Here is a 19,915-nt window from a genome sequence, read left to right as displayed (position 1 = left end):
CTCCTTAGTAACCGTTGTCTTGTCGCACATGGTTTGCTTCATTTTTAGAAATGTAAGCCTTGAAAATCATATCCTGTGTAAAGCCTAGTGTAGCACCTAATGCAAGGTATGCACCAATTAGAACATCATAACTTTGTTCCGTCCGCGAAATCGCAAAGACGTTCGTTTTGTTATAGACGTCTAAAAAAGCATCTGTTGCTGTCAAATAGAAGTCACCTTCTGTAAAATGACTTTTCTTGTAATCAAGTGCTAAACCTAGTGAGAGTAGAAAATGGACGCCATCGACATATTCCTCAAGAATTGTGACTTGAGCGGATGGTCCCTTCTTCGACCAGAACTTAAAGCAACGTGTCTCGTTCGCAAGTTCACCGAGTTCGACCAATAAGGCGAGCAGACGCTCGTCGAATTGATTGCCTGTCAATTGATGTTCTGACTGAATCCGTTTATCCAACTGTTCTTGCATCTCAAAAAGTGTCAACCAATCCATCTTTAATTCTCCTTCTATCTAAAAAAATCATATGACCGTCTCATCGACGTGCCTTCTTATTTTATCATTAAATCGAAAAAAACGTCGGAGAATTAAATTCCCCGACGAATTGTAGAACTTAAGCGTTCAATTTTGCTTTTGCTGTGTCAGCAAGTGAAGCAAATGCAGTTGCATCTGTAACTGCGAGGTCAGCGAGCATCTTACGGTTAACGTCGATACCTGCTAATTTAAGACCATGCATCATGCGGCTGTAAGAAAGACCGTTGATACGTGCTGCCGCATTGATCCGAGTGATCCAGAGGCGACGGAAGTCACGTTTCTTTTGACGACGGTCACGGTAAGCGTACATGAGAGATTTCATGACTTGCTGTTTCGCAACCTTGAAGAGTGTATGTTTCGAGCCGTAGTAGCCCTTAGCTAATTTGAGTTGTTTTTTACGACGTTGACGAGTCGTATATCCGCCTTTTACGCGTGGCATATAAATTCCCTCCTAAATCTGTATACGATTGGATAAATTACTTCGCGATCATGTGACGGATGCGTTTGAAGTCACCCGTAGATACCATGCTAGCTTTACGTAATTTACGTTTCGCTTTTGTTGATTTGTTACCGAACAAGTGGCTTGTGTAAGCACGACCACGTTTCAATTTGCCAGAAGCAGTACGTTTGAAACGTTTAGAAGCACCGCGGTGCGATTTCATTTTAGGCATGAGAGATTCCCTCCTACTTCGATTCGATTAGTCTTCTTTCTTAGGAGCAAGCACGAGGAACATGCTGCGTCCTTCCATCTTCGGTCTCTGTTCCACAACACCGAACTCACTTAAATCCGTTGCGAGGCGTTCGAGAACGCGTTTACCGATTTCCGAGTGAGTGATGGCACGACCGCGGAAACGAATGCTCGCTTTCACTTTGTTACCATTCTCCAAGAATTTCTTCGCATTACGGAATTTCGTTTGGAAGTCGTTCTCCTCGATCGTCGGGCTAAGACGAACTTCTTTCATCTGAATCACTTTCTGATTCTTCCGAGTTTCTTTGTCCTTCTTTTGCATCTCGAAACGGTATTTACCGTAGTCCATGATCTTACAAACTGGCGGCGTCGCTTGTGGAGCGACCATGACGAGGTCAAGTTCCGCTTCCTCTGCGAGACGTAGCGCTTCGTTGCGTGATTGGACACCTAGTTGAGCACCATCCGCTCCGATAAGACGAACTTCCCGGGCACGGATGCTTTCATTGATTAACAGATCTTTGCTAATGGTTAGCACCTCCATCGTGCATTGCACGAAAAATGAATGATAGAAAACGCTATAAAAAAAGCGTCGGCAGTTCTTCCCGCCCACACTCATAAGGAACGTCAAAGCATAGCAGTCGCTACACATTGCGTATCTTCATGATGAACCAGTACGAGTCGTCATACATGGTGAGAAGCGGGATGCTTCTGCTTTGTTGTCATTTCACTTTGCTATCATAGCACTTGTTTTCCCGTGATGTCAAGCCGCTTTCTATGTTCTTACAGAACGTTGCTCACATACTTGATTATAATAGCAATCCTTTGACGGATAAGCAAGAAGTTTCTAACCTGTTTTTCACGGGTACACTCTTAACATGGAAAAAAAGATTCAGAACATTCGCAAGCAAAATTGTTTATTTAGAATGATTATTGTTTTATAATCAATTTAATCTTACATAAGGGGGAGAATAACAGATGACTGAAAAACGATTAACGACCAATCAAGGTGTACCAATCGGAGACAACCAGAATTCACGTACGGCTGGACGTCGCGGACCAACGTTATTAGAAGACTATCAATTAATTGAAAAGATGGCCCATTTCGACCGGGAACGTGTACCTGAGCGTGTCGTACACGCTCGTGGATTCGGTGCTCACGGTGTCTTCACTGTCAAAAACTCAATGAAAAAGTACACGAAAGCTGCGTTTTTACAAGAAGAAGGGACAGAAGTTCCTGTCTTCGCCCGTTTCTCGACTGTTATTCACGGCACGCATTCTCCAGAGACACTCCGCGATCCACGTGGATTCTCTGTCAAGTTCTATACAGAAGAAGGAAACTGGGATTTCGTCGGGAACAACCTTCCTGTCTTCTTCATTCGTGACGCTATGAAGTTCCCGGATATGGTCCATTCACTTAAACCAGATCCACGCACGAATATTCAAGATCCCGACCGTTACTGGGACTTCATGACACTTCGTCCGGAATCGACGAACATGCTCATGCATCTCTTTACGGATGAAGGGATTCCTGCAAGTTACCGTAAAATGCGTGGTTCTTCCGTCCATTCATTCAAATGGGTGAACGCTCATGGCAATACGGTTTACGTCAAACTACGCTGGGTACCGAAAGCTGGCATTCATAATCTCTCAGCAGAAGAAGCGACAGAGATTCAAGGAAAAGACTTCAACCACGCTTCAAACGATACGTTCCAAGCGATTGAAGACGGAGATTATCCGGAATGGGATCTGTTCGTACAGGTGCTCGATCCGGCTGACGTCGATCAGTTCGATTTCGATCCGCTCGACGCAACAAAGGATTGGTTTGAAGATGTCATCCCGTTCCAACACGTTGGTACGATGACACTGAACAAAAACGTCGATAACTACTTCGCTGAAACAGAATCTGTCGGATTCAACCCAGGTGTCTTGATTCCAGGAATGTTACCATCTGAAGATAAGTTGTTACAAGGTCGTCTATTCTCTTACTCAGACACACAACGCTACCGTATCGGAACGAACTACCAACAACTTCCGATCAACTGTCCGTTCGCACAAGTGAACAACTACCAACGTGATGGTGCAATGCCAGTTGGTCAGCAAACGAGTCCGGTGAACTACGAACCAAACCGATATCAAGAAGAACCAAAAGAAACACCAGAGTATACGGAAGAAAACCAGCCGTTACTTGATGATAAACACGGTCGTCTCGAAATCGAGAAGACGAACAACTTCGGTCAAGCCGGCGAAGTATACCGTCGTCTGACAGAAGACGAGCAAGCAGCTCTTCTGAAGAACCTCGTCAATGATCTCGAGCAGGTTCGCCATGAGAACACAGTCTTGCTCGCAATCTGTAACTTCTACCGTGCTGATGCTTCACTCGGTCAGAAACTATCAGAAGCGCTTCAAGTCGATATCGAACCGTTCTTGCAACAAATGCGTTCATAACGTAAAACAAGCACCCTCGACGCTAGTCTTGGGTGCTTTTGCTTGGTTTAGTACGGAACAAAGTCATATCGTTCAGCTGTTGCATACGTATATTCATTTAGTTTCGTAAATAAGACGATTCTATTTAATTGAACATCTTTGGCAGTATTTTGTTGCATGTACTGTTTTTCTGTTTCCGTAAATGAGTTATAAATTGGTGCATATCCATCGCTTTGAAACGGTTGCATTTGAATCGCACGATCGGCGTTTTCGAATGTATTATAGCGAATCGTCCCACCGATGATGCCTCGCCCTAAAATCGTCATTGCTTTTCCGTCTGCCCGGTGTACATCTCGAATCGTATTGTTGATGACGGTCGGATTTTTCCAGTTCATCATCGAAATGGCATAGTCCTTCGTCTTTTCGATCAAGTTATTTTCAATCCGGATATTCGTGTGTAAACGATTCTCTGTATATTGATGTGTGCCAATGGCGACGTTGATGTTAGAAAAAACATTGTTTCGAATCGTGATATCCGAATTTGGTGTACCATCTTGAGCAGACCACTTCCACGGAAAACCTTTCGTGATTGGATCCGGTGTATCTAAGTTAATCGATTCATTTGGTCCTGTATTCGCTATCATTGTCGCATCCACGAACTTCATATTTTCAATCGTCGCGTTTTTCGTCGCGTCTAACTCCATCGCATGTGATCCTTTTTGATTACGCACTGTGATGCCACCGATATATAAATTTTGGTTGTGTGCAATCGCAAAGGCAGATCCTCGCGAAAAGCCGTTTAAGTCGATTTGTGCGTTTCCTTTTCCGATGATCCGTGCGTTTTTCGTACCGTTGTATTTCGACATTTTTTTATTCAGACGTAACACAGACGGTGCTACTAAATCAAAGACACTCGTCGTCGCACTGATTTTTGACGTCCCCGTTTCAGATGTCTTTTTGATGATGACTCCGTCTTCTAAAATGACCGTCGTGTTCGATGGAATTCCGACACGCAGTGGAGATAGATACGTTCCTTTTTTTAGAACAAGCGTGCCTCCCCCTTCTTTTTCAAGTCTTTCTAAATAAGAACGCATCGTATAATGATTCCGGGTTTTCGCATTATACGTCGTGTATTTTCGAATCAAGGGATCAATAGGCTTTGTTGTAGGGTCAATAATATAATATGGTTTTTTTGTTGTCGCTGCTTTTGGCTGTTCAGCTGAAGTTCCCATAAACAAGAGGGAGGCAGCAAGCGTTACTGTCAGTGTTCGTTTCAATGTCATACGTCCTTTCTACTCATAAAACAAATTTATCCATTTCCCATTACATTCTAATCCTTTTCCAAATAAAAATAAATATTTCCATCTTCTTTTTTTTTAAAACTAACTCTCTTGTTTATCGGATCTACTGCAGTTGTTTTAAAGGACATACAAAAAAACCGATCATCCCGTAAAACGGAACAATCGGTTATTCTTCATTATTTTGAACGGTTCGCGATTTCTGTTTCTAAATCGGATACGAATTGTTCAAGTGATGCGTTGCTTGAGTCTTTTGAGCCGTAGCGACGAATGTTGACTTCGCGTGATTCGACTTCTTTATCACCTAAAACGAGCATGACAGGTACTTTGTTGACTTGTGCTTCACGAATCCGGTATCCGAGTTTCTCGTCACGGAAATCTGTTTCGACACGAATTCCTTTTTTCAGCAAGATTGCTTTGATTTCACGGGCATAGTCTTCATGCACTTTAGAAACCGGAATCAATTTCACCTGAACAGGTGCGAGCCATGTTGGGAACGCGCCTTTGTATTCTTCGATCAAGTATGCGACGAATCGTTCCATCGTCGAAACGACACCACGGTGTAAGACGACCGGACGGTGATCTTGTCCGTCATTTCCTTTGTACGTCAATTCGAATCGCTCTGGTAAGAGGAAGTCGAGTTGAACTGTCGAAAGCGTCTCATCTTTACCAAGTGCTGTCCGAACTTGAACGTCAAGCTTCGGTCCGTAGAAGGCAGCTTCGCCTTCTGCTTCGAAGTATTCCAGTTCAAGCTCATCCATTGTTTCTTTTAACTCACGTTGTGCCATTTCCCAAATTGCATCGTTATCGAAGTACTTCTCTTTATCCGCTGGGTCACGGTACGAAAGACGGAATTTGTAATCTGTGATTCCGAAGTCCGCATAGACTTCTTGAATGAGGTGAACGATGGCTTTGAACTCATCTTTCATTTGGTCAGGACGGACGAACGTATGGCCATCGTTTAGGACCATGTAACGAACACGCTGAAGACCAGTTAAGGCACCAGACATCTCATAACGGTGCATACCACCAAGCTCCGCGACACGAAGCGGTAAATCACGGTACGAACGCGGTTCGTTCTTGTAGACCATCATGTGGTGTGGACAGTTCATCGGACGAAGAACGAGTTCTTCATTGTCCATCTCCATTTTCGGGAACATATCATCTTGATAGTGATCCCAGTGACCCGATGTCTTGTATAGATCGACTGAACCGAGGACCGGTGTGTAGACATGCTCATATCCAAGTTCGAGTTCTTTATCGACGATATAACGTTCGACTGTCCGACGGATCGCTGCTCCTTTTGGTAGCCACATCGGGAGTCCTTGACCGACTTCTTGAGAAGTGAAGAACAATTCAAGTTCCTTCCCGAGTTTACGATGATCCCGCTCTTTCGCTTCAGCAAGGAAGTGGAGATGTTGTTTCAACTGATCTTTTGTCGCCCATGCTGTACCGTAAATCCGTTGTAACATCTTGTTTTTTGAATCCCCACGCCAGTAAGCACCAGCAATGCTCATCAATTTGAAGACTTGTAGCTTAGCTGTTGCTGGAACGTGTGGTCCACGGCAGAGATCGAAGAATTCGCCTTGACGGTAAATCGTCAAATCCTGATCAGCAGGAATCGATTCGATCAATTCGACTTTCAACGGATCATTGAGTTCTTTATAAATCGCGAGTGCTTCGTCACGCGAGACGACTTCCCGTTCGATCGGCAAGTTCTCACCGGCGATTTTATTCATCATTTTCTCGATTTCTGGTAAGTCTTCTTCTGTCAGACGACGTTCCATATCGATGTCATAGTAGAAACCATTCTCGATCGTCGGTCCGATTCCAAGATGAATCGTTTCATCCGGATACAGACGTTTGATGGCTTGTGCCATCAAGTGAGCTGAAGAGTGACGAATCAAATCGAGCCCTTCTTCTGAATCCGGCATGATCAATTCGATTGTGCCGTCCTCTTCGATTGGACGACGGTAATCGATGGCGTGCCCGTTTAGTTTGGCAGCAAATGCTTTTTTACGAAGTCCTGGGCTGATTGATGCAGCGACTTCTTCTGCTGTCGTACCGACTGCGAATTCCTTTACGGCGCCATCTGGAAATGTAAGTGCGATATTTGACATGACTGTTTCCCCCTTTAACAAAATAAAAAAGACTCATCCCTAAAAAGGGACGAGTCTTAATCTCGTGGTACCACCCTCGTTCCCGGACCATTCACTGGTTCGGCTCGAACACGCGTTAACGGGCGTGAGGCGCAAACGGATTAGCCCCGTTCGTGCTATGAGGGAGTAAAGACATGAATGATTCCATGAGAAGCTTCCACCGTTCTTCTCTCGCTAGTTTGGTCCATTTCATACTTCATATCCTCAATCGTTGCATCGTCTATTGACGTGTCATTAGTATAACGAATCGGTCGCTTCCTTGACAAGGAAAATTAGTAGCGACGTCGATTTTCGCCAAGGAACTCGATCGGTTGTGTCGTCGTCCGGATCCGCTCCATCAGTCGTGCGGCCTTTAATTTATCGCCTTGATCGTTCGTGATCCCGAAATGGAGCTCAAGTTCATCATACGATAAGTTCGAGCTGAACAATGTCGGCAGACGATGCATCATGCGGTATTGCAAAATGATTCCGAACAATTCATCCCGTACCCACGGACTGATCGATTCTGCACCGATATCGTCAATCAGCAATACTGGAATCGTTTGGAATCCTTCGAGGAACGTATCGAACGAGTCCGACCGGATCCGTCGTTTCGCTTCAGCGACGAAACCAGGAGCATGGACGAGAATCGTTGCAATCCGTTCTTTCTTCAGTGCATTCCCGATCGCAGCCAAGAGATACGTTTTCCCGACACCAAAGCTACCGTGCAGGTACAGTCCCTTTACATGCTCTTTTGAACGCAGATGATTGAGGAACTGAGACGCCGCACGTAAGGCGAGCTTCCGGTCCGTCGTCGACAAGTCGAAATCACTGAAGTTCGCATCACGCACTTCATCCGGCAGGAACAGGCTCTTGAATTTCTTCTCAAGTGCACGTTCATCTTCTCGGTCTTTGAGTGCTTGTGACTTCTCATACGAGACGACGATCTGTCCTTTTTCGACGTGCAGGATCGGCTGATAACCTTCAATGACGGCCTTACTTTCAATCAGTCGATTCCCGTCCATCTGTTCCGCGTATTCATTCAGCTTGAGCATGCCCCGCTCGATCATTCGTTGATCGATTTCCGGATGGGTCCGTAAGAACATGACGACCCCCGGATGAGACAACACCCGTTGTTGAATCGCTCGAACCGATTCTGCGACATCCGGTCGACTTAATATTTTTTCGATAGATGATTGGATATGTTCCATGTCCCGACTCCTTTAGTTCCCCTTCAGTTCTCGTAAGATTCGTTCCATCTCTTCATCGTCTGGAACATCCGCTTCGAAACTCGCTTTTTTAGAGGCTTCATACTGTTGCTGTTTCGCCTTCTCTTCTTGCAACCATTTCGGATTCGGACCGCCGTTCGTATTGCTGGTCCGTCCCCGACGTCCACCAACGGTCTGACGCGCGCGTTCTTGTTTTTGCTCCTGCTTCTTCGCGATCAAGTCATCCTGCTCCTGCGTCTTCGCCAGTGCCTCGGATGCTGTCACGTACCCCTTCTGTTTCCAATCATCGACGATCGATAAGAGGAAGTTCTTACTGAAGCGATTATCCTTTTTAACGACGAGCGCATAATAGTAGGCGGCATTGACGATCCCAGACGACATTTCATAATCGATGATCAATTGCTGGATCAGCTCTTCATCTCGTTCTGACAGCGCTTTGACCTTCCGCAACTTCGCGACATAATGCTTCGGATGGGTGCTTTCCATCGTCTCCGTTGCTTCGACGTCTCCGACCTCGATCGTGTCGAGTGAGGCGACCTTCGCTTTTTTCTCTCGGCTGAGTTTTTGTTTCGCTGACAACATCATCTGTTTGCAACGTTCTTGTTTCTCAGCATCGGTCATCGGCAAGTATGCTTCGTGACGGAAACGGGCATTCAACAGTTCCGCCATCAATGCTTCATTCGACTGCGTGACGTAAGCAAGCTTCACGAGCAGATGATCGATCGCCTTTGAGTAAAAGGTCCGTGGTAAAAAGCGATCGGTTTGACGTTTCATCTCTTCTAAATCAAACGAATAATCGAATTCATATACTGCTCGTTCCTGTTTCGCATAGGCCTTCGGCTGATGCGCGGAAGCAAGACCAGCTTTCACATCGAACACTTGATCAAACCTGACCGTCCGATCAACGATGTTCTTCGGAAGCGGTTCTGTCCGGAAACGATGCTGGAGGGAGCGGAAACGAATTTCACCGACGCGGTAAAATAGCAGACTCGATAACACCCCGTCATTCAAGAAAGTGTTCGGCGCGAGCGGCACCCGGATTTGATAGATGTAGCGATACGCGGCTTGGCGCGCTTCGAACGTCCGGATCAAACCGATCCCTTCTAGCTTGAATAACTCTTCCTTGAATTCATCGACGGAAAAACCGAGTAGCGTTCCGAGTTCCGCATGGGAGATGTATTGGGATTTTGTTTTTCCCGGAATCATCTCGCTCCAAAACGTTTGATAGAGTCCAAGAGCTTTGACACCAATGATCGGCTGGTACAAATAATATAAAGATTGATAGGCTTCACGGTCGACGACACCATTGCTCATCACTAAGCAAAGATCGGTACCGGAAAGTTCACGTTCTACCATCTGACTCGTCCTTTCCTTAGGGAGAAAAAGAGAGGTGCGCTGACCGGACAGACGACCTCTCTTATATCACGTTCAATTTTCACGGTCATTTTCTTGATGTCGCTCCATCAGCTCAGAGAGCTCTTGGAAGAAGACATTGATGTCCTTGAATTGTTTATAAACACTCGCAAAGCGGACGTATGCCACTTCATCGACGGAAGCTAATTCATTTAACACGAGACGTCCGACCTGCTCACTTGGAATCTCATGCTGAGCCGTCGCCCGCAATGCCTTTTCGACCCGACTGACGACTGTTTCTAGCTGTTCAATCGAAATCGGTCGTTTTTCACAGGCACGCACTAGTCCCCGCAAAATTTTATCACGATTGAACTCGTCGCGCGTTCCGTCTTTCTTTACGATGATTAAAGGGGTCTGTTCGACCATTTCGAAAGTCGTAAAGCGATAGCCGCAAGACTCACATTCACGTCTCCTCCGAATCGAACCGAAATCCTGGACCGGTCTTGAGTCCAGTACTTTTGTTCCGTTAAAATTACAGGCTGGACAGCGCATGCCGTACCTCCGTTCACGTGATTTCTTTTGTTCCAATCATTTTTAATCGATATCCCGCATCAAGTGATGCATAGATTCGCTCGATGTGTTTTTCGAGATCAGGTCCGAGAAGACTTTCACGATGTAAGAATAAATCGACGGCCGTACGTCCGCCCGCCACCATAATGACGGTCGCGAGTCCGTCGACTTCTTTTAATGTAAAAGCGAGTTCTCCACGTTCCGCGTCAACACGACGAACCGTTCCGCCCTCTTGCTTTAAGATATTTTCTAAACCAGCAAACAACATCTCGACTGTTGCCGCATAGTAGTGTGTGCGTAAATTTTCGTTTTTATGTGTATCGGATGTCTCTAGCTGTTTTTGCAAGCGTTCCTTCAGTCCCATGGTCATCCTCTTTTCTTTGTTTCTTCTACTATTAAGAATAACAGACGTCAGACATATTAAAAAGCCCTCGTCTGAACGACGAGGGCTTGACGAATTCGTGTGTGTTGTCAGTTGACGTGCTGGACAGTAGCCGCTGGAACTTGAACTGGTCCCATACCACGTGGAATTTCGACATTTTCACGGATTTTCGCATCGAGCTTTTCAGCAATGTAGTTCGCTGCGATGGCTGGATCGATCCGATCCCCACAAGTAAAGACATCAACCGATGCATACCCGTGCTCTGGGAAACTGTGAATCGTCAAGTGCGATTCAGAGATAATGACGACGCCACTGACGCCGTGTGGTGCAAACTTGTGGAATGCTACTTCTCGTACTTCTGCACCTGCTTGAAGTGCTGCGTCAACGAAAAGTCGTTCAACGAATTCCATGTCGTTCAATTTTTCAGGATTACAATCCCAAAGTTCTGCAATAATGTGTCTTCCCATAGTATCCATTTGTGGATCCCCCCTACATTCAATGGTCTTCAAAGTAGTTGATCACTTACTTTGCGCCTGAGTCGTTCGCACCCACGGGGGAAAGTTAGTCCAGAGAGGTCCTAACCCTTTAAGCTGCGATTGCCAGACCGATTGAAGTTCACGATTTGAATTATAGCGAGTATCAAAAAGATACACAAGGATAAATTTCAAAAATTAATACATTTCTAGAAAAAAAACGGGACAGGTCCCGTCGTTACTGGGATCTGCCCGTTGTCATTAATTCAATTCAAGTTCTTTTTCAACCGTTCCCATCGCCTCTAAGTGCGCCGAAACAAGGTGTACGAGGTCGACGACGCGGCAGGAGTAACCCCACTCATTATCGTACCAAGCGAGGACCTTCACCTGACGACCACCCATGACCATCGTCGAGAGTCCATCGACGACCGTCGAACGCTCTTCACCGTTGAAGTCGATCGAAACGAGCGGTTCCATCGTCATTCCGAGAATGCCTTCAAGCGCACCGTCCGCTGCTTTCGTGAACGCTTCGTTCACTTCAGCAACCGTCGTATCGCGACTGACTTCGACGACGAGATCGACGAGTGAGACGTTCGGTGTCGGAACACGAAGCGCGAGTCCATTCAATTTTCCTTCCAAGTGTGGCAAGACGAGAGAAATCGCCTTTGCCGCACCTGTCGATGTTGGAATGATGGATGAGCCACATGCACGGGCGCGTCGTAAATCCTTATGTGGATTATCAATATTATTTTGATCGTTCGTAAACGCGTGAACCGTCGTCACGAGACCCGATTCGATTCCGAATGCCCGGTCGATGACTTGCACGACAGGTGCGAGACAGTTCGTCGTACACGATGCGTTCGAGACGATAGCATCTGTTTCATGATCATACATGTCGTCATTGACACCCATGACGATCGTCCGGACATCCCCTTTAGCAGGTGCCGTGATGACGACCTTTTTTGCGCCTGCCACTAAATGCTTCGCAGCACCCGTATCTGAGTTGAACTTTCCTGTCGCTTCGACGACGATATCGATGCCGAGTTCCCCCCACGGCAATAGTTCAGGATTGCGTTCACTGACGATTTGAATTTGTCTTCCGTCAACCATCAACGCCCCATCGATGATGTCGACCGGATAATTGAATTTCCCATGTACCGTATCGTACTTGATTAAATGTGCGAGTGTTTCGACTGGATAGCTTGCATTGATTGCTACGACTTCGCTTTTCCCCTCAGCGATCAGACGTCGAAAGACCATTCGACCAATTCGACCAAAACCATTGACTGCCACCTTGACTCCCATGTGCGGATCCCCCTTCAATGTGACGGATGTAGCTCCGTTTACAGATAGAACTATATCATGAAATGTAAGCGATTTCATTATGTTCTCTAAAAAAAGTGAGAGAAGATGGAAACTTCTCTCACTTCACACTTTTCATGTACCACTCTCATGCTTATCGGTGTCATATAATACTAACCATTTATCGATTTGTTGATATAACGAATCAAGACTCCCATCATTGAAGAACACATCATCCGCAAGCTCTTTTTTCTGTTCAATGCTAAGTTGCGAATGAATACGTGCATATGCTTCTTCTTCCGATAGATCATTACGTTGCATCAATCGTCTTAACTGCATGTTTTCCGGACAATAAACGACTACGACACGGTCGAACAGCGTCCGCCAATCGCCTTCAAGTAATAACGGAATATCAAATACGACGAGCGAATGTCCTGAACGTTCATAGGCATCTGCTTCATCAAGCATCTGTTGTCGAATACTTGGGTGCATCAACTGATTCAGCTGTTGTCGTTTTTCGCTATCCTGAAAAATGATTTGTCCGAGTTTTGGACGAACGAGACGTCCTTCTTCGAATGCTTCCGGGAAGGCCATCTTGACCCCATCATAGGCTCGCCCTCCTGGTTCAATGACTTCTCGCGCAACAAGATCCGCATCGATGACCGCTATTCCTTTTTGCTTCAGATAGCTAGAGACCGTACTTTTACCGGTGGCGATACTGCCCGTCAGACCAACCCTCATAAGGCGACCTGTTGGCACGTCGGACAGAAGTGCGTTCCTCGTCCACCGACTTTGATTTTTTCAATGGCAGTGCCGCAACGGGGACATGGTTCGCCCTTTTGACCGTATACCGCGAGTTGAAGCTGGAACTCACCTTTTCCGGAAGGTGAGACATAACTTCGGATCGTACTTCCCCCTGCTTCTACCGCTTGTCGTAAGACGTCGACACCGGCTTGATGGATGCGTGAAATATCATCAAGCGTCAAGGCACCAGCCTTCGTCAACGGATGGACACGTGCCGCATGAAGGGTCTCATCGACATAGATGTTACCGAGACCAAGGAAGATCGATTGGTCGAGCAATGCCGTTTTGATTGGACTTCTTTTTTTACGAATTAAATTCTCCGCTAACACTTCTGCTGTGAACTCTGGATCAAATGGTTCACGCTCCAGCTGTGCCAGTGGAGCAGTTTGCATCGCTGTTTCCTTATCACGTAATTCCATCGTTCCGAACTTCCGGACGTCATTGTAATGCAGCTCCGAACCATCCGTGAAACGGAAGACGACATGAGTATGTTTATCCCGCTCGACCGGTTGCGGATACGGGAAGTACTTCCCTTCCATCCGCAAATGGCTGACGAGATAAAAACGATCAAAATCAAAGAGTAGGAACTTACCGCGACGTTCGACGCGTTCGATCCGTTCTTGATGTAAGGCATCTGCAAATGGTGCCACTTCCATCCCCCGAATCATTTTCGGGTGGTAGACTTTGACGGAAGAGACTGTTTTTCCAGAGACCGAACGTTCTAAACTGCGACGAACGGTCTCGACTTCAGGTAATTCAGGCACGTCTATTCCTCCTTGCTTACTTCGTTTCGTACCACGTATGTCCTGCGCCCCCATCAACGCGTAGCGGTACGGATAATTCGACGGTCTGCTCCATCGCTTGTTTGACAAGCGCTTGTAAAGCGTCGAGTTCCTCGTCTGGTGCTTCAAAAATCAACTCATCGTGTACTTGTAATAACAAACGCGCTTTCAGATCAGATGCCTGTAAAGCAGCATGGACATCAAGCATCGCTTTTTTTATGATATCCGCAGCGGAACCTTGAATCGGCGTATTGATTGCCGTACGTTCCGCAAAACCACGTAAGTTGAAGTTTTTCGAATTGATATCCGGGATGTTACGGCGCCGGTTCATCAACGTTTCGACGAATCCATTCGCTCGTGCCGTCTCGATTGCCGTGTCCATGAACTGTTTGATTTGCGGGAACAGCTCGAAATAACGATCGATGAACGATTGTGCTTCCTTCCGCGTGATGTTCAAGTTTTGTGACAGTCCATAATCGCTGATTCCATAAATGATGCCGAAGTTGACAGCTTTCGCCTGACGCCGCATATTTCCTGTGACATCCTCCGGTTCAACACCAAAGACACTACTTGCCGTTTGAGTATGGATATCCTCATCATGTAAGAACGCATCGACAAGCGTCTGATCCTGCGACATATCGGCCATGACACGTAATTCGATTTGTGAATAATCGGCAGCGTACAGTGACCAGCCTGCTTCACTTGGAACGAAGGCTTTTCGAATCTTCCGTCCTTCTTCAATCCGAATCGGGATATTCTGAAGGTTCGGATTGACCGAACTTAAACGGCCTGTCTGGGCAATCGTCTGAGCAAAACGGGTATGAATCTTTCCGTCTTCCTTGATGACTTTTTGTAAGCCTTCGACATACGTCGACTGTAATTTTTGGAGCTCCCGGTATAACATGATGTGATCGATGACCGGATGCAGCGGACGCAGTTTTTCAAGGACGTCTGCGGCAGTCGAGTAGCCGGTCTTTGTTTTCTTGAAGGCGGGCAGTTCGAGTTTTTCAAACAGAATCACACCAAGTTGTTTCGGTGAATTGATATTGAACGACTCACCTGCCGCTTCAAAGACCAACGTCTCAAGTTCCGTTAAACGTCCGGCAAGATCTGCTTGCATCGATTGGAGCGTCGCGACGTCGACACGAATCCCGGTCCACTCCATCTCAGCGAGGACACCTGACAATGGACGCTCTAGTGTTTCATACAGCTCATATTGCTGATTCGCCTTCAACTCTTCCCGGACTTTCGGGAACAATAACTCGATCATCCGTGCTTTCTCTGCAAGATAAGGGTGTAATACGTCATCCGCTGGGGCTAGACGTTTGGCTCCCTTACCGAGGACCGCTTCTTCGTTCGGTGCCATCAATGCATAATGACCAGCAATTGAAGCGAGCGTCGTGCCGCCACTTAAATTCAATAAGTAACCCGCTAATAACAAATCCTCATAACCGTTTAAGGTTAAGCCATGCTTACGCAACGCGAATGCGACTTGTTTGGCATCGAGACAAATCTTCCGATGTTCCGACTCGATCCATTGGCGGAATGCCGGATCCTCGACGAGCGTTGGAGCAGCAACATAGATCGTGTCAGGCGTCGCGATCGCAAACCCGATGATGTCTTCTTCCATGTAATCCTCTCGTAGCTGTTCAGCAAGCAACACCGCATCGGTGACGTCTTCAGGAAGTGAAGTGATCGTCACGACGTTCAACTGCTCTTTATCCTCTTCTTTGACGACAGGAGCAAATCGATTCGTCAACGACTTGAAGCCAAGCGACTGGAACAACGAATACGGCACTTGGGTATCAACGTCGCGAATTTGCAAATCCTCTAGCGTCGTCTCGAGCGGGACATCAACTTTAATCGTCGCAAGTTCTTTCGATAGTCGTGCGAGTTCTTCGTTCGCGATGACTTTTTCCTTCTGCTTCCCTTTTAAGTCTTCAACATGTTCATACAGTCCTTCGACAGAACCGTATGCCGAAATCAATTTAACTGCCGTCTTTTCACCAATCCCAGGAATCCCTGGAATGTTATCCGACTTATCCCCCATTAACCCCTTCAGGTCAATCATTTGAATCGGCTTTAGACCACCATACGTCTCAGCGAACAGTTCCTCCGTCATGCACTGGACGTCCGTGATCCCACGCTTCGTGATCAAGACTTCGACCTTATCTGTGACAAGTTGAAGTAAATCTTTATCACCTGTGACGATCCGCGTCCGATCCGTCGACATCGTTCGTGCGAGCGTACCAATCAAATCATCTGCCTCATAGCGATGGAGTTCCATCATTTGAATACCGAGCGCTTCACAGATATCCCGGACGATCGGGAATTGCTCACGTAGTTCGGACGGTGTCTTTTCCCGACTTCCCTTATACTCCTGATATACATCATGACGGAACGTTTCACTCGAAGCATCGAAGGCAACGAGCATATGTGTCGGTTGTTCTTCCTCGAGCAACTTCAATAACATCATCGTAAAGCCATAAGCTGCGTTCGTATTTCGTCCTTGCGCATCCGTCATTGGTGGTAAGGCGAAAAACGCCCGATAGGTCAACGAGTTCCCATCAATCAATAGCAATTTATTTTCCATCATCTACGCCCCTTTAATCGATTTTCTGTTCCTATTGTATCACTCTACACACATTTGTTCGCTAAAAATGACCAAAAAAAGACGATTGACTCACGGAGAGTCAACCGCCAAGGGCATGACGACATGGGAGCTGATCCAGTCGCCATACAGATGATGAAGAAGGTACTTTCATCATAAGATACATCTATTAAGGAAATGTGAATCCACTGTGAAATTCAGCCATGTTTTGGTAAACGAATCGTAAATGTCGTGCCTTTGTGCTCTTCCGATGCGATTTCGATCTCACCGTGATGGAGGTCGACAATGTGTTTGACGATGGCTAGTCCAAGACCCGTTCCCCCAGAATTACGGCTTCGTGCCTTATCGACACGATAGAAACGTTCGAAGATTCGTTGGGTTTCTTTCGGATGAATACCAATTCCATCATCTTTGATGATGAGTTGGACAGACTCTTCTCCATCCTCGAGCTGAATCCAGACGTTGCCGCCGTTCGGCGTATAATTCAACGCATTCGCAACCAAGTTAACGACGACCTGTTTCAGACGATTCAGATCTGCTCGGATGAAGACTTCCTCTTCCATTTCGATATGAATCGTCATCTCTTTTTCTGTTGCTCGTCGATGCAGGAGTGCTGCTGTCTCCCGAACGAGACTTGTCACGTCAACGATTGCAGTCTCGAGCTGATAGTTATCTTGTTCTAAACGAGACAGCTCAAGCAAATCTTCTACCAATGTCTGCATTCGTTCCGATTCATCGTGGATGATCCGTAAGAACTGCTCTCGGATTTCCGGAACCTCTTGCGCACCATCGAGTAACGTTTCCGCAAATCCTTTAATGGACGTTAGTGGTGTCTTTAATTCATGGCTGACATTCGCGACGAAGTCTTTACGCATTTGTTCCAGTTTTTTGATTTCCGTGATGTCGTTAAAGACGACGGTCGTTCCCTGCACGCGACCGTTCTTATCGAAAATCGGAGCGGCACTGACCATGAACGTCCGGCTATTGATGCCAAATCGAACACTCGACTGCTTTCGATTCGGTTTTTCCGTCAGATAGACATCTTCAATCACCTGACTCATTTTTTCGTTCGGAAGTACACGATAGTACAGCTTCCCACTAGACGGTTCATGAATGTTGAACATTTCCCGATACGTCCGGTTGACGAGCAGGACGTAGCCCTTCTCATCAATCAACATAAGACCGGCGCCCATGTATTCGATCAAAGATTCGAGACGTGCTCGTTGCATTGCTTCACCAGACGATGCGTTTTCGAGATTTCGCGCTAATAGATTGATAGAGCGCCCTAAATCGCGTGATTCATCCGGTGCCGCTAATTCATACACACGCGACTTGTAGTTCCCGTGCGACAGTTCATGTAAAACATCTGTTGCTTCTGCGATTGGACGTAGGAATCGTTTCGTCGACCGATAGATCGTCAAGAATATGATCACTAACGAGGCGAGTAGGGACAGAATGATGACCGTCCAAATCCGTGAATAGATGACATTCAAGTCTTGGGCGTAACGAATGAAACTGACGTAGACTTCTCCCCCATCCGCTGTCGGAACAGGTTTTGTAAATTGGACGACACTATCATCAGTTTTCGATTCAAATGTGCCCTCGTCAGGAATGGCTGAAAAATTGAGGGTCGCTACTTTTAATTTCGTCACATCAACAGGTGTTCCAGCAATGATTTCTCCACGGCTGTTGAATAAAATCATATCGAAATTCGATTCAGCATATAGTTCATTTACATACCGAGACATGTCTGGTACTTCTCGATCTCTCAAAATCGTCTCAACTAGCGCTGTTTCATCCATCAATTTTTCTTTTTCATTTTGGACATAGAATTCTTTGAAGGATTGACCTAATAAAAATCCAAGTGCTACAAGGACGAGACTGATGAACGAAATCATTTTAAAGATAAACCGTTTGCGATACTTACTCATTCCGCCTTCGGCTCTTCCATCTTGTAACCTAAACCGCGAATCGTTTTAATGTAAATCGGTTTTTTCGTATTCGGCTCGATTTTCTCTCGGACATGACTAATATGGACATCTACGATACGGGTATCGCCAACAAAATCATAATTCCAGATGGCAGATAACAACTGGTCGCGAGTCAACACACGTCCTTTATTTTTTGCAAGGTAAACAAGTAACTCAAATTCTTTTGGCGTGAGCTCTAACCGCTCTTCGGCTTTAAATGCTTCGTAATTGTCAGGAACGATTTTGACATCTCCGATAATGATTGTTCCATCCGTCACTTCTTCCGACGAAGTCGTTTGATGACTCATGCGACGTAAAATTGCTTTTACGCGCGCAACGACTTCACGTGGACTGAATGGTTTCGTCAAATAATCATCCGCTCCAAGTTCTAATCCGAGAACTTTATCAAATTCGTCATCTTTTGCCGTCAACATCAAAATCGGTGTATTGATTTTTTGCTGGCGGAGACGTTTACATACTTCAAGACCATCAAGCTCCGGTAACATCAAATCTAAGACGATCAATGCCGCATCTTGTTTTTCTGCTAATTTTAAACCAGACATCCCATCATGAGCTGTTTCAACGATGAAGCCGGCTTGTTCTAAGTTGAACTTCAACAACGTTGCAATCGACAACTCATCATCTACCACGATAATTTTATCTTTCAAACCTTGCATCCCCCTCAAGTTTCCTTCTTTTCGAATGAGGAATTCCGTGGAATCCGCTTCGTCTGTCTTCATCTTACCGACTTTTAATGGAAAACCACAAATCTTTCTGCAGTTTCTTTACATAATCTTTAAAGGAGATGCCGAATCCAACTAGATCGTTCGTGTAAAAGCTAATAAAACGGGGAAACAATACATATCGTTAATTGTAGGAGGTAGAATGTATGGAATGGAACCATCCCCTTTTTGCAGCCATCACGGCGTGGTTCATCGCTCAAGCAGCGAAGCTTGTCACGAGTTTGGTTCGGACACGAAAGTTCGACCTGGAAATCATGTTTGCTTCCGGTGGTATGCCTAGTTCACATAGTTCGACTGTCGTCGCCTTAGCCGTTGTCATCGGTTTTCAGGAGGGCTTCTCGTCTTCGATTTTCGCACTGACTGTCATCTTTGCGACAATCATCATGTATGATGCGACCGGTGTCAGACAAGCAGTCGGTGTTCAGGCAAAACTACTCAATGATTATTTCAAAGGAATTCGCCATGAGACTCCTCTCCTGAATGAGCTCGTCGGTCATACCGAGTTTCAGGTGTTCGTCGGTCTGTTACTCGGACTAGTCGTCGGTCTTCTATGGCCCGTCTTCTTCTTTTAATCCTATGATGTACAACAGCCCATCCAATAATCGGATGGGCTGTTTGAGTA

At 46.1% G+C, this 19,915-nt stretch carries 19 protein-coding genes; 2 read left to right on the top strand and 17 right to left on the bottom strand.

Going from position 1 to position 19,915, the window contains the following annotated elements; translation table 11 throughout:
- Window positions 1-4: 4 nt before the first annotated feature.
- From F8N00_RS01335 to infC, 4 genes are all read right to left on the bottom strand, one after another.
- Window positions 5-487 (bottom strand): dUTP diphosphatase, encoded by a 483-nt coding sequence (locus tag F8N00_RS01335; RefSeq protein WP_023469014.1) that lies wholly within the window; start codon window positions 485-487, stop codon window positions 5-7.
- 118 nt (window positions 488-605) lie between these two features.
- Window positions 606-965: a 50S ribosomal protein L20 gene (gene rplT / locus F8N00_RS01330; protein WP_012371057.1), complete on the bottom strand. Its 360-nt coding sequence runs from the start codon at window positions 963-965 to the stop codon at window positions 606-608.
- Between the two features lie 37 nt (window positions 966-1,002).
- A complete protein-coding gene (rpmI, locus tag F8N00_RS01325; RefSeq protein ID WP_023469015.1) occupies window positions 1,003-1,197 on the bottom strand; it encodes a 50S ribosomal protein L35 in 195 nt (64 codons plus the stop codon).
- Window positions 1,198-1,224: 27 nt separating this feature from the next.
- Window positions 1,225-1,755 carry a translation initiation factor IF-3 gene (gene infC / locus F8N00_RS01320; protein ID WP_029342318.1) on the bottom strand — a complete coding sequence of 177 codons (531 nt, stop codon included), beginning with the start codon at window positions 1,753-1,755 and terminating at the stop codon, window positions 1,225-1,227.
- Between the two features lie 434 nt (window positions 1,756-2,189).
- On the opposite strand from infC, the gene F8N00_RS01315 reads away from it, so the two are divergent.
- Complete coding sequence (locus tag F8N00_RS01315) at window positions 2,190-3,659, top strand: catalase (RefSeq protein WP_023469017.1); 1,470 nt, start codon at window positions 2,190-2,192, stop codon at window positions 3,657-3,659.
- A 47-nt stretch (window positions 3,660-3,706) separates the two neighbouring features.
- Here the strand turns inward: F8N00_RS01315 and F8N00_RS01310 are convergent, their stop codons facing one another.
- The 13 genes from F8N00_RS01310 to F8N00_RS01250 form a co-directional block, all read right to left on the bottom strand.
- Window positions 3,707-4,915 (bottom strand): right-handed parallel beta-helix repeat-containing protein, encoded by a 1,209-nt coding sequence (locus F8N00_RS01310; RefSeq protein ID WP_174316482.1) that lies wholly within the window; start codon window positions 4,913-4,915, stop codon window positions 3,707-3,709.
- Between the two features lie 200 nt (window positions 4,916-5,115).
- Window positions 5,116-7,056: a threonine--tRNA ligase gene (gene thrS, locus F8N00_RS01305; RefSeq protein ID WP_421017622.1), complete on the bottom strand. Its 1,941-nt coding sequence runs from the start codon at window positions 7,054-7,056 to the stop codon at window positions 5,116-5,118.
- Window positions 7,057-7,367: 311 nt separating this feature from the next.
- On the bottom strand, window positions 7,368-8,285 hold the full coding sequence (dnaI, locus tag F8N00_RS01300) for a primosomal protein DnaI (protein ID WP_023469020.1): 918 nt from the start codon (window positions 8,283-8,285) through the stop codon (window positions 7,368-7,370).
- 12 nt (window positions 8,286-8,297) lie between these two features.
- Complete coding sequence (locus F8N00_RS01295) at window positions 8,298-9,659, bottom strand: replication initiation and membrane attachment family protein (protein WP_023469021.1); 1,362 nt, start codon at window positions 9,657-9,659, stop codon at window positions 8,298-8,300.
- Between the two features lie 72 nt (window positions 9,660-9,731).
- A complete protein-coding gene (nrdR, locus tag F8N00_RS01290) occupies window positions 9,732-10,208 on the bottom strand; it encodes a transcriptional regulator NrdR (RefSeq protein WP_023469022.1) in 477 nt (158 codons plus the stop codon).
- A 13-nt stretch (window positions 10,209-10,221) separates the two neighbouring features.
- Window positions 10,222-10,590, bottom strand: a complete 369-nt coding sequence (locus tag F8N00_RS01285; protein WP_023469023.1) for a hypothetical protein — start codon at window positions 10,588-10,590, stop codon at window positions 10,222-10,224.
- Window positions 10,591-10,697: 107 nt separating this feature from the next.
- Window positions 10,698-11,084 (bottom strand): adenosylmethionine decarboxylase, encoded by a 387-nt coding sequence (gene speD, locus F8N00_RS01280; protein WP_023469024.1) that lies wholly within the window; start codon window positions 11,082-11,084, stop codon window positions 10,698-10,700.
- A gap of 258 nt (window positions 11,085-11,342) precedes the next feature.
- Window positions 11,343-12,386: a glyceraldehyde-3-phosphate dehydrogenase gene (locus F8N00_RS01275; protein WP_023469025.1), complete on the bottom strand. Its 1,044-nt coding sequence runs from the start codon at window positions 12,384-12,386 to the stop codon at window positions 11,343-11,345.
- A 132-nt stretch (window positions 12,387-12,518) separates the two neighbouring features.
- The gene (gene coaE, locus F8N00_RS01270) at window positions 12,519-13,124 is read right to left on the bottom strand and encodes a dephospho-CoA kinase (protein ID WP_023469026.1); all 606 of its coding nucleotides are present in this window, start codon (window positions 13,122-13,124) and stop codon (window positions 12,519-12,521) included.
- The gene (mutM, locus tag F8N00_RS01265) at window positions 13,121-13,951 is read right to left on the bottom strand and encodes a DNA-formamidopyrimidine glycosylase (RefSeq protein WP_035396555.1); all 831 of its coding nucleotides are present in this window, start codon (window positions 13,949-13,951) and stop codon (window positions 13,121-13,123) included. The genes coaE and mutM overlap by 4 nt, the downstream gene beginning before the upstream one ends.
- Before the next feature lie 16 nt (window positions 13,952-13,967).
- Complete coding sequence (gene polA / locus F8N00_RS01260) at window positions 13,968-16,565, bottom strand: DNA polymerase I (RefSeq protein ID WP_035396554.1); 2,598 nt, start codon at window positions 16,563-16,565, stop codon at window positions 13,968-13,970.
- 212 nt (window positions 16,566-16,777) lie between these two features.
- Window positions 16,778-18,511: a two-component system histidine kinase PnpS gene (pnpS, locus tag F8N00_RS01255; RefSeq protein ID WP_023469029.1), complete on the bottom strand. Its 1,734-nt coding sequence runs from the start codon at window positions 18,509-18,511 to the stop codon at window positions 16,778-16,780.
- Entirely contained in the window at window positions 18,508-19,227 is a 720-nt protein-coding gene (locus F8N00_RS01250; RefSeq protein ID WP_370448377.1) for a response regulator, read from the bottom strand. The genes pnpS and F8N00_RS01250 overlap by 4 nt, the downstream gene beginning before the upstream one ends.
- Before the next feature lie 212 nt (window positions 19,228-19,439).
- On the opposite strand from F8N00_RS01250, the gene F8N00_RS01245 reads away from it, so the two are divergent.
- A complete protein-coding gene (locus F8N00_RS01245; protein ID WP_421017621.1) occupies window positions 19,440-19,865 on the top strand; it encodes a divergent PAP2 family protein in 426 nt (141 codons plus the stop codon).
- Window positions 19,866-19,915: the final 50 nt, after the last annotated feature.

Source organism: Exiguobacterium sp. A1_3_1, from assembly GCF_048985645.1.
In the GTDB taxonomy this organism is placed as follows: Bacteria; Bacillota; Bacilli; order Exiguobacteriales; family Exiguobacteriaceae; genus Exiguobacterium_A; species Exiguobacterium_A indicum.
Note: the sequence above shows the minus strand (reverse complement) of the source record. Positions and strands in the feature narration are given on the sequence as shown.

Excerpts from the sequence above, each read along its gene's own strand:
- F8N00_RS01245 (WP_421017621.1), top strand. The coding sequence starts at position 19,440 with ATGGAATGGAACCATCCCCTTTTTGCAGCCATCACGGCGTGGTTCATC.
- pnpS (WP_023469029.1), bottom strand. The coding sequence starts at position 18,511 with ATGAGTAAGTATCGCAAACGGTTTATCTTTAAAATGATTTCGTTCATC.
- F8N00_RS01285 (WP_023469023.1), bottom strand. The coding sequence starts at position 10,590 with ATGGGACTGAAGGAACGCTTGCAAAAACAGCTAGAGACATCCGATACA.
- F8N00_RS01250 (WP_370448377.1), bottom strand. The coding sequence starts at position 19,227 with ATGCAAGGTTTGAAAGATAAAATTATCGTGGTAGATGATGAGTTGTCG.
- F8N00_RS01275 (WP_023469025.1), bottom strand. The coding sequence starts at position 12,386 with ATGGGAGTCAAGGTGGCAGTCAATGGTTTTGGTCGAATTGGTCGAATG.
- thrS (WP_421017622.1), bottom strand. The coding sequence starts at position 7,056 with ATGTCAAATATCGCACTTACATTTCCAGATGGCGCCGTAAAGGAATTC.
- F8N00_RS01295 (WP_023469021.1), bottom strand. The coding sequence starts at position 9,659 with ATGGTAGAACGTGAACTTTCCGGTACCGATCTTTGCTTAGTGATGAGC.
- dnaI (WP_023469020.1), bottom strand. The coding sequence starts at position 8,285 with ATGGAACATATCCAATCATCTATCGAAAAAATATTAAGTCGACCGGAT.
- infC (WP_029342318.1), bottom strand. The coding sequence starts at position 1,755 with ATGGAGGTGCTAACCATTAGCAAAGATCTGTTAATCAATGAAAGCATC.
- rpmI (WP_023469015.1), bottom strand. The coding sequence starts at position 1,197 with ATGCCTAAAATGAAATCGCACCGCGGTGCTTCTAAACGTTTCAAACGT.
- F8N00_RS01335 (WP_023469014.1), bottom strand. The coding sequence starts at position 487 with ATGGATTGGTTGACACTTTTTGAGATGCAAGAACAGTTGGATAAACGG.
- polA (WP_035396554.1), bottom strand. The coding sequence starts at position 16,565 with ATGATGGAAAATAAATTGCTATTGATTGATGGGAACTCGTTGACCTAT.
- coaE (WP_023469026.1), bottom strand. The coding sequence starts at position 13,124 with ATGAGGGTTGGTCTGACGGGCAGTATCGCCACCGGTAAAAGTACGGTC.
- rplT (WP_012371057.1), bottom strand. The coding sequence starts at position 965 with ATGCCACGCGTAAAAGGCGGATATACGACTCGTCAACGTCGTAAAAAA.
- speD (WP_023469024.1), bottom strand. The coding sequence starts at position 11,084 with ATGGATACTATGGGAAGACACATTATTGCAGAACTTTGGGATTGTAAT.
- nrdR (WP_023469022.1), bottom strand. The coding sequence starts at position 10,208 with ATGCGCTGTCCAGCCTGTAATTTTAACGGAACAAAAGTACTGGACTCA.
- F8N00_RS01315 (WP_023469017.1), top strand. The coding sequence starts at position 2,190 with ATGACTGAAAAACGATTAACGACCAATCAAGGTGTACCAATCGGAGAC.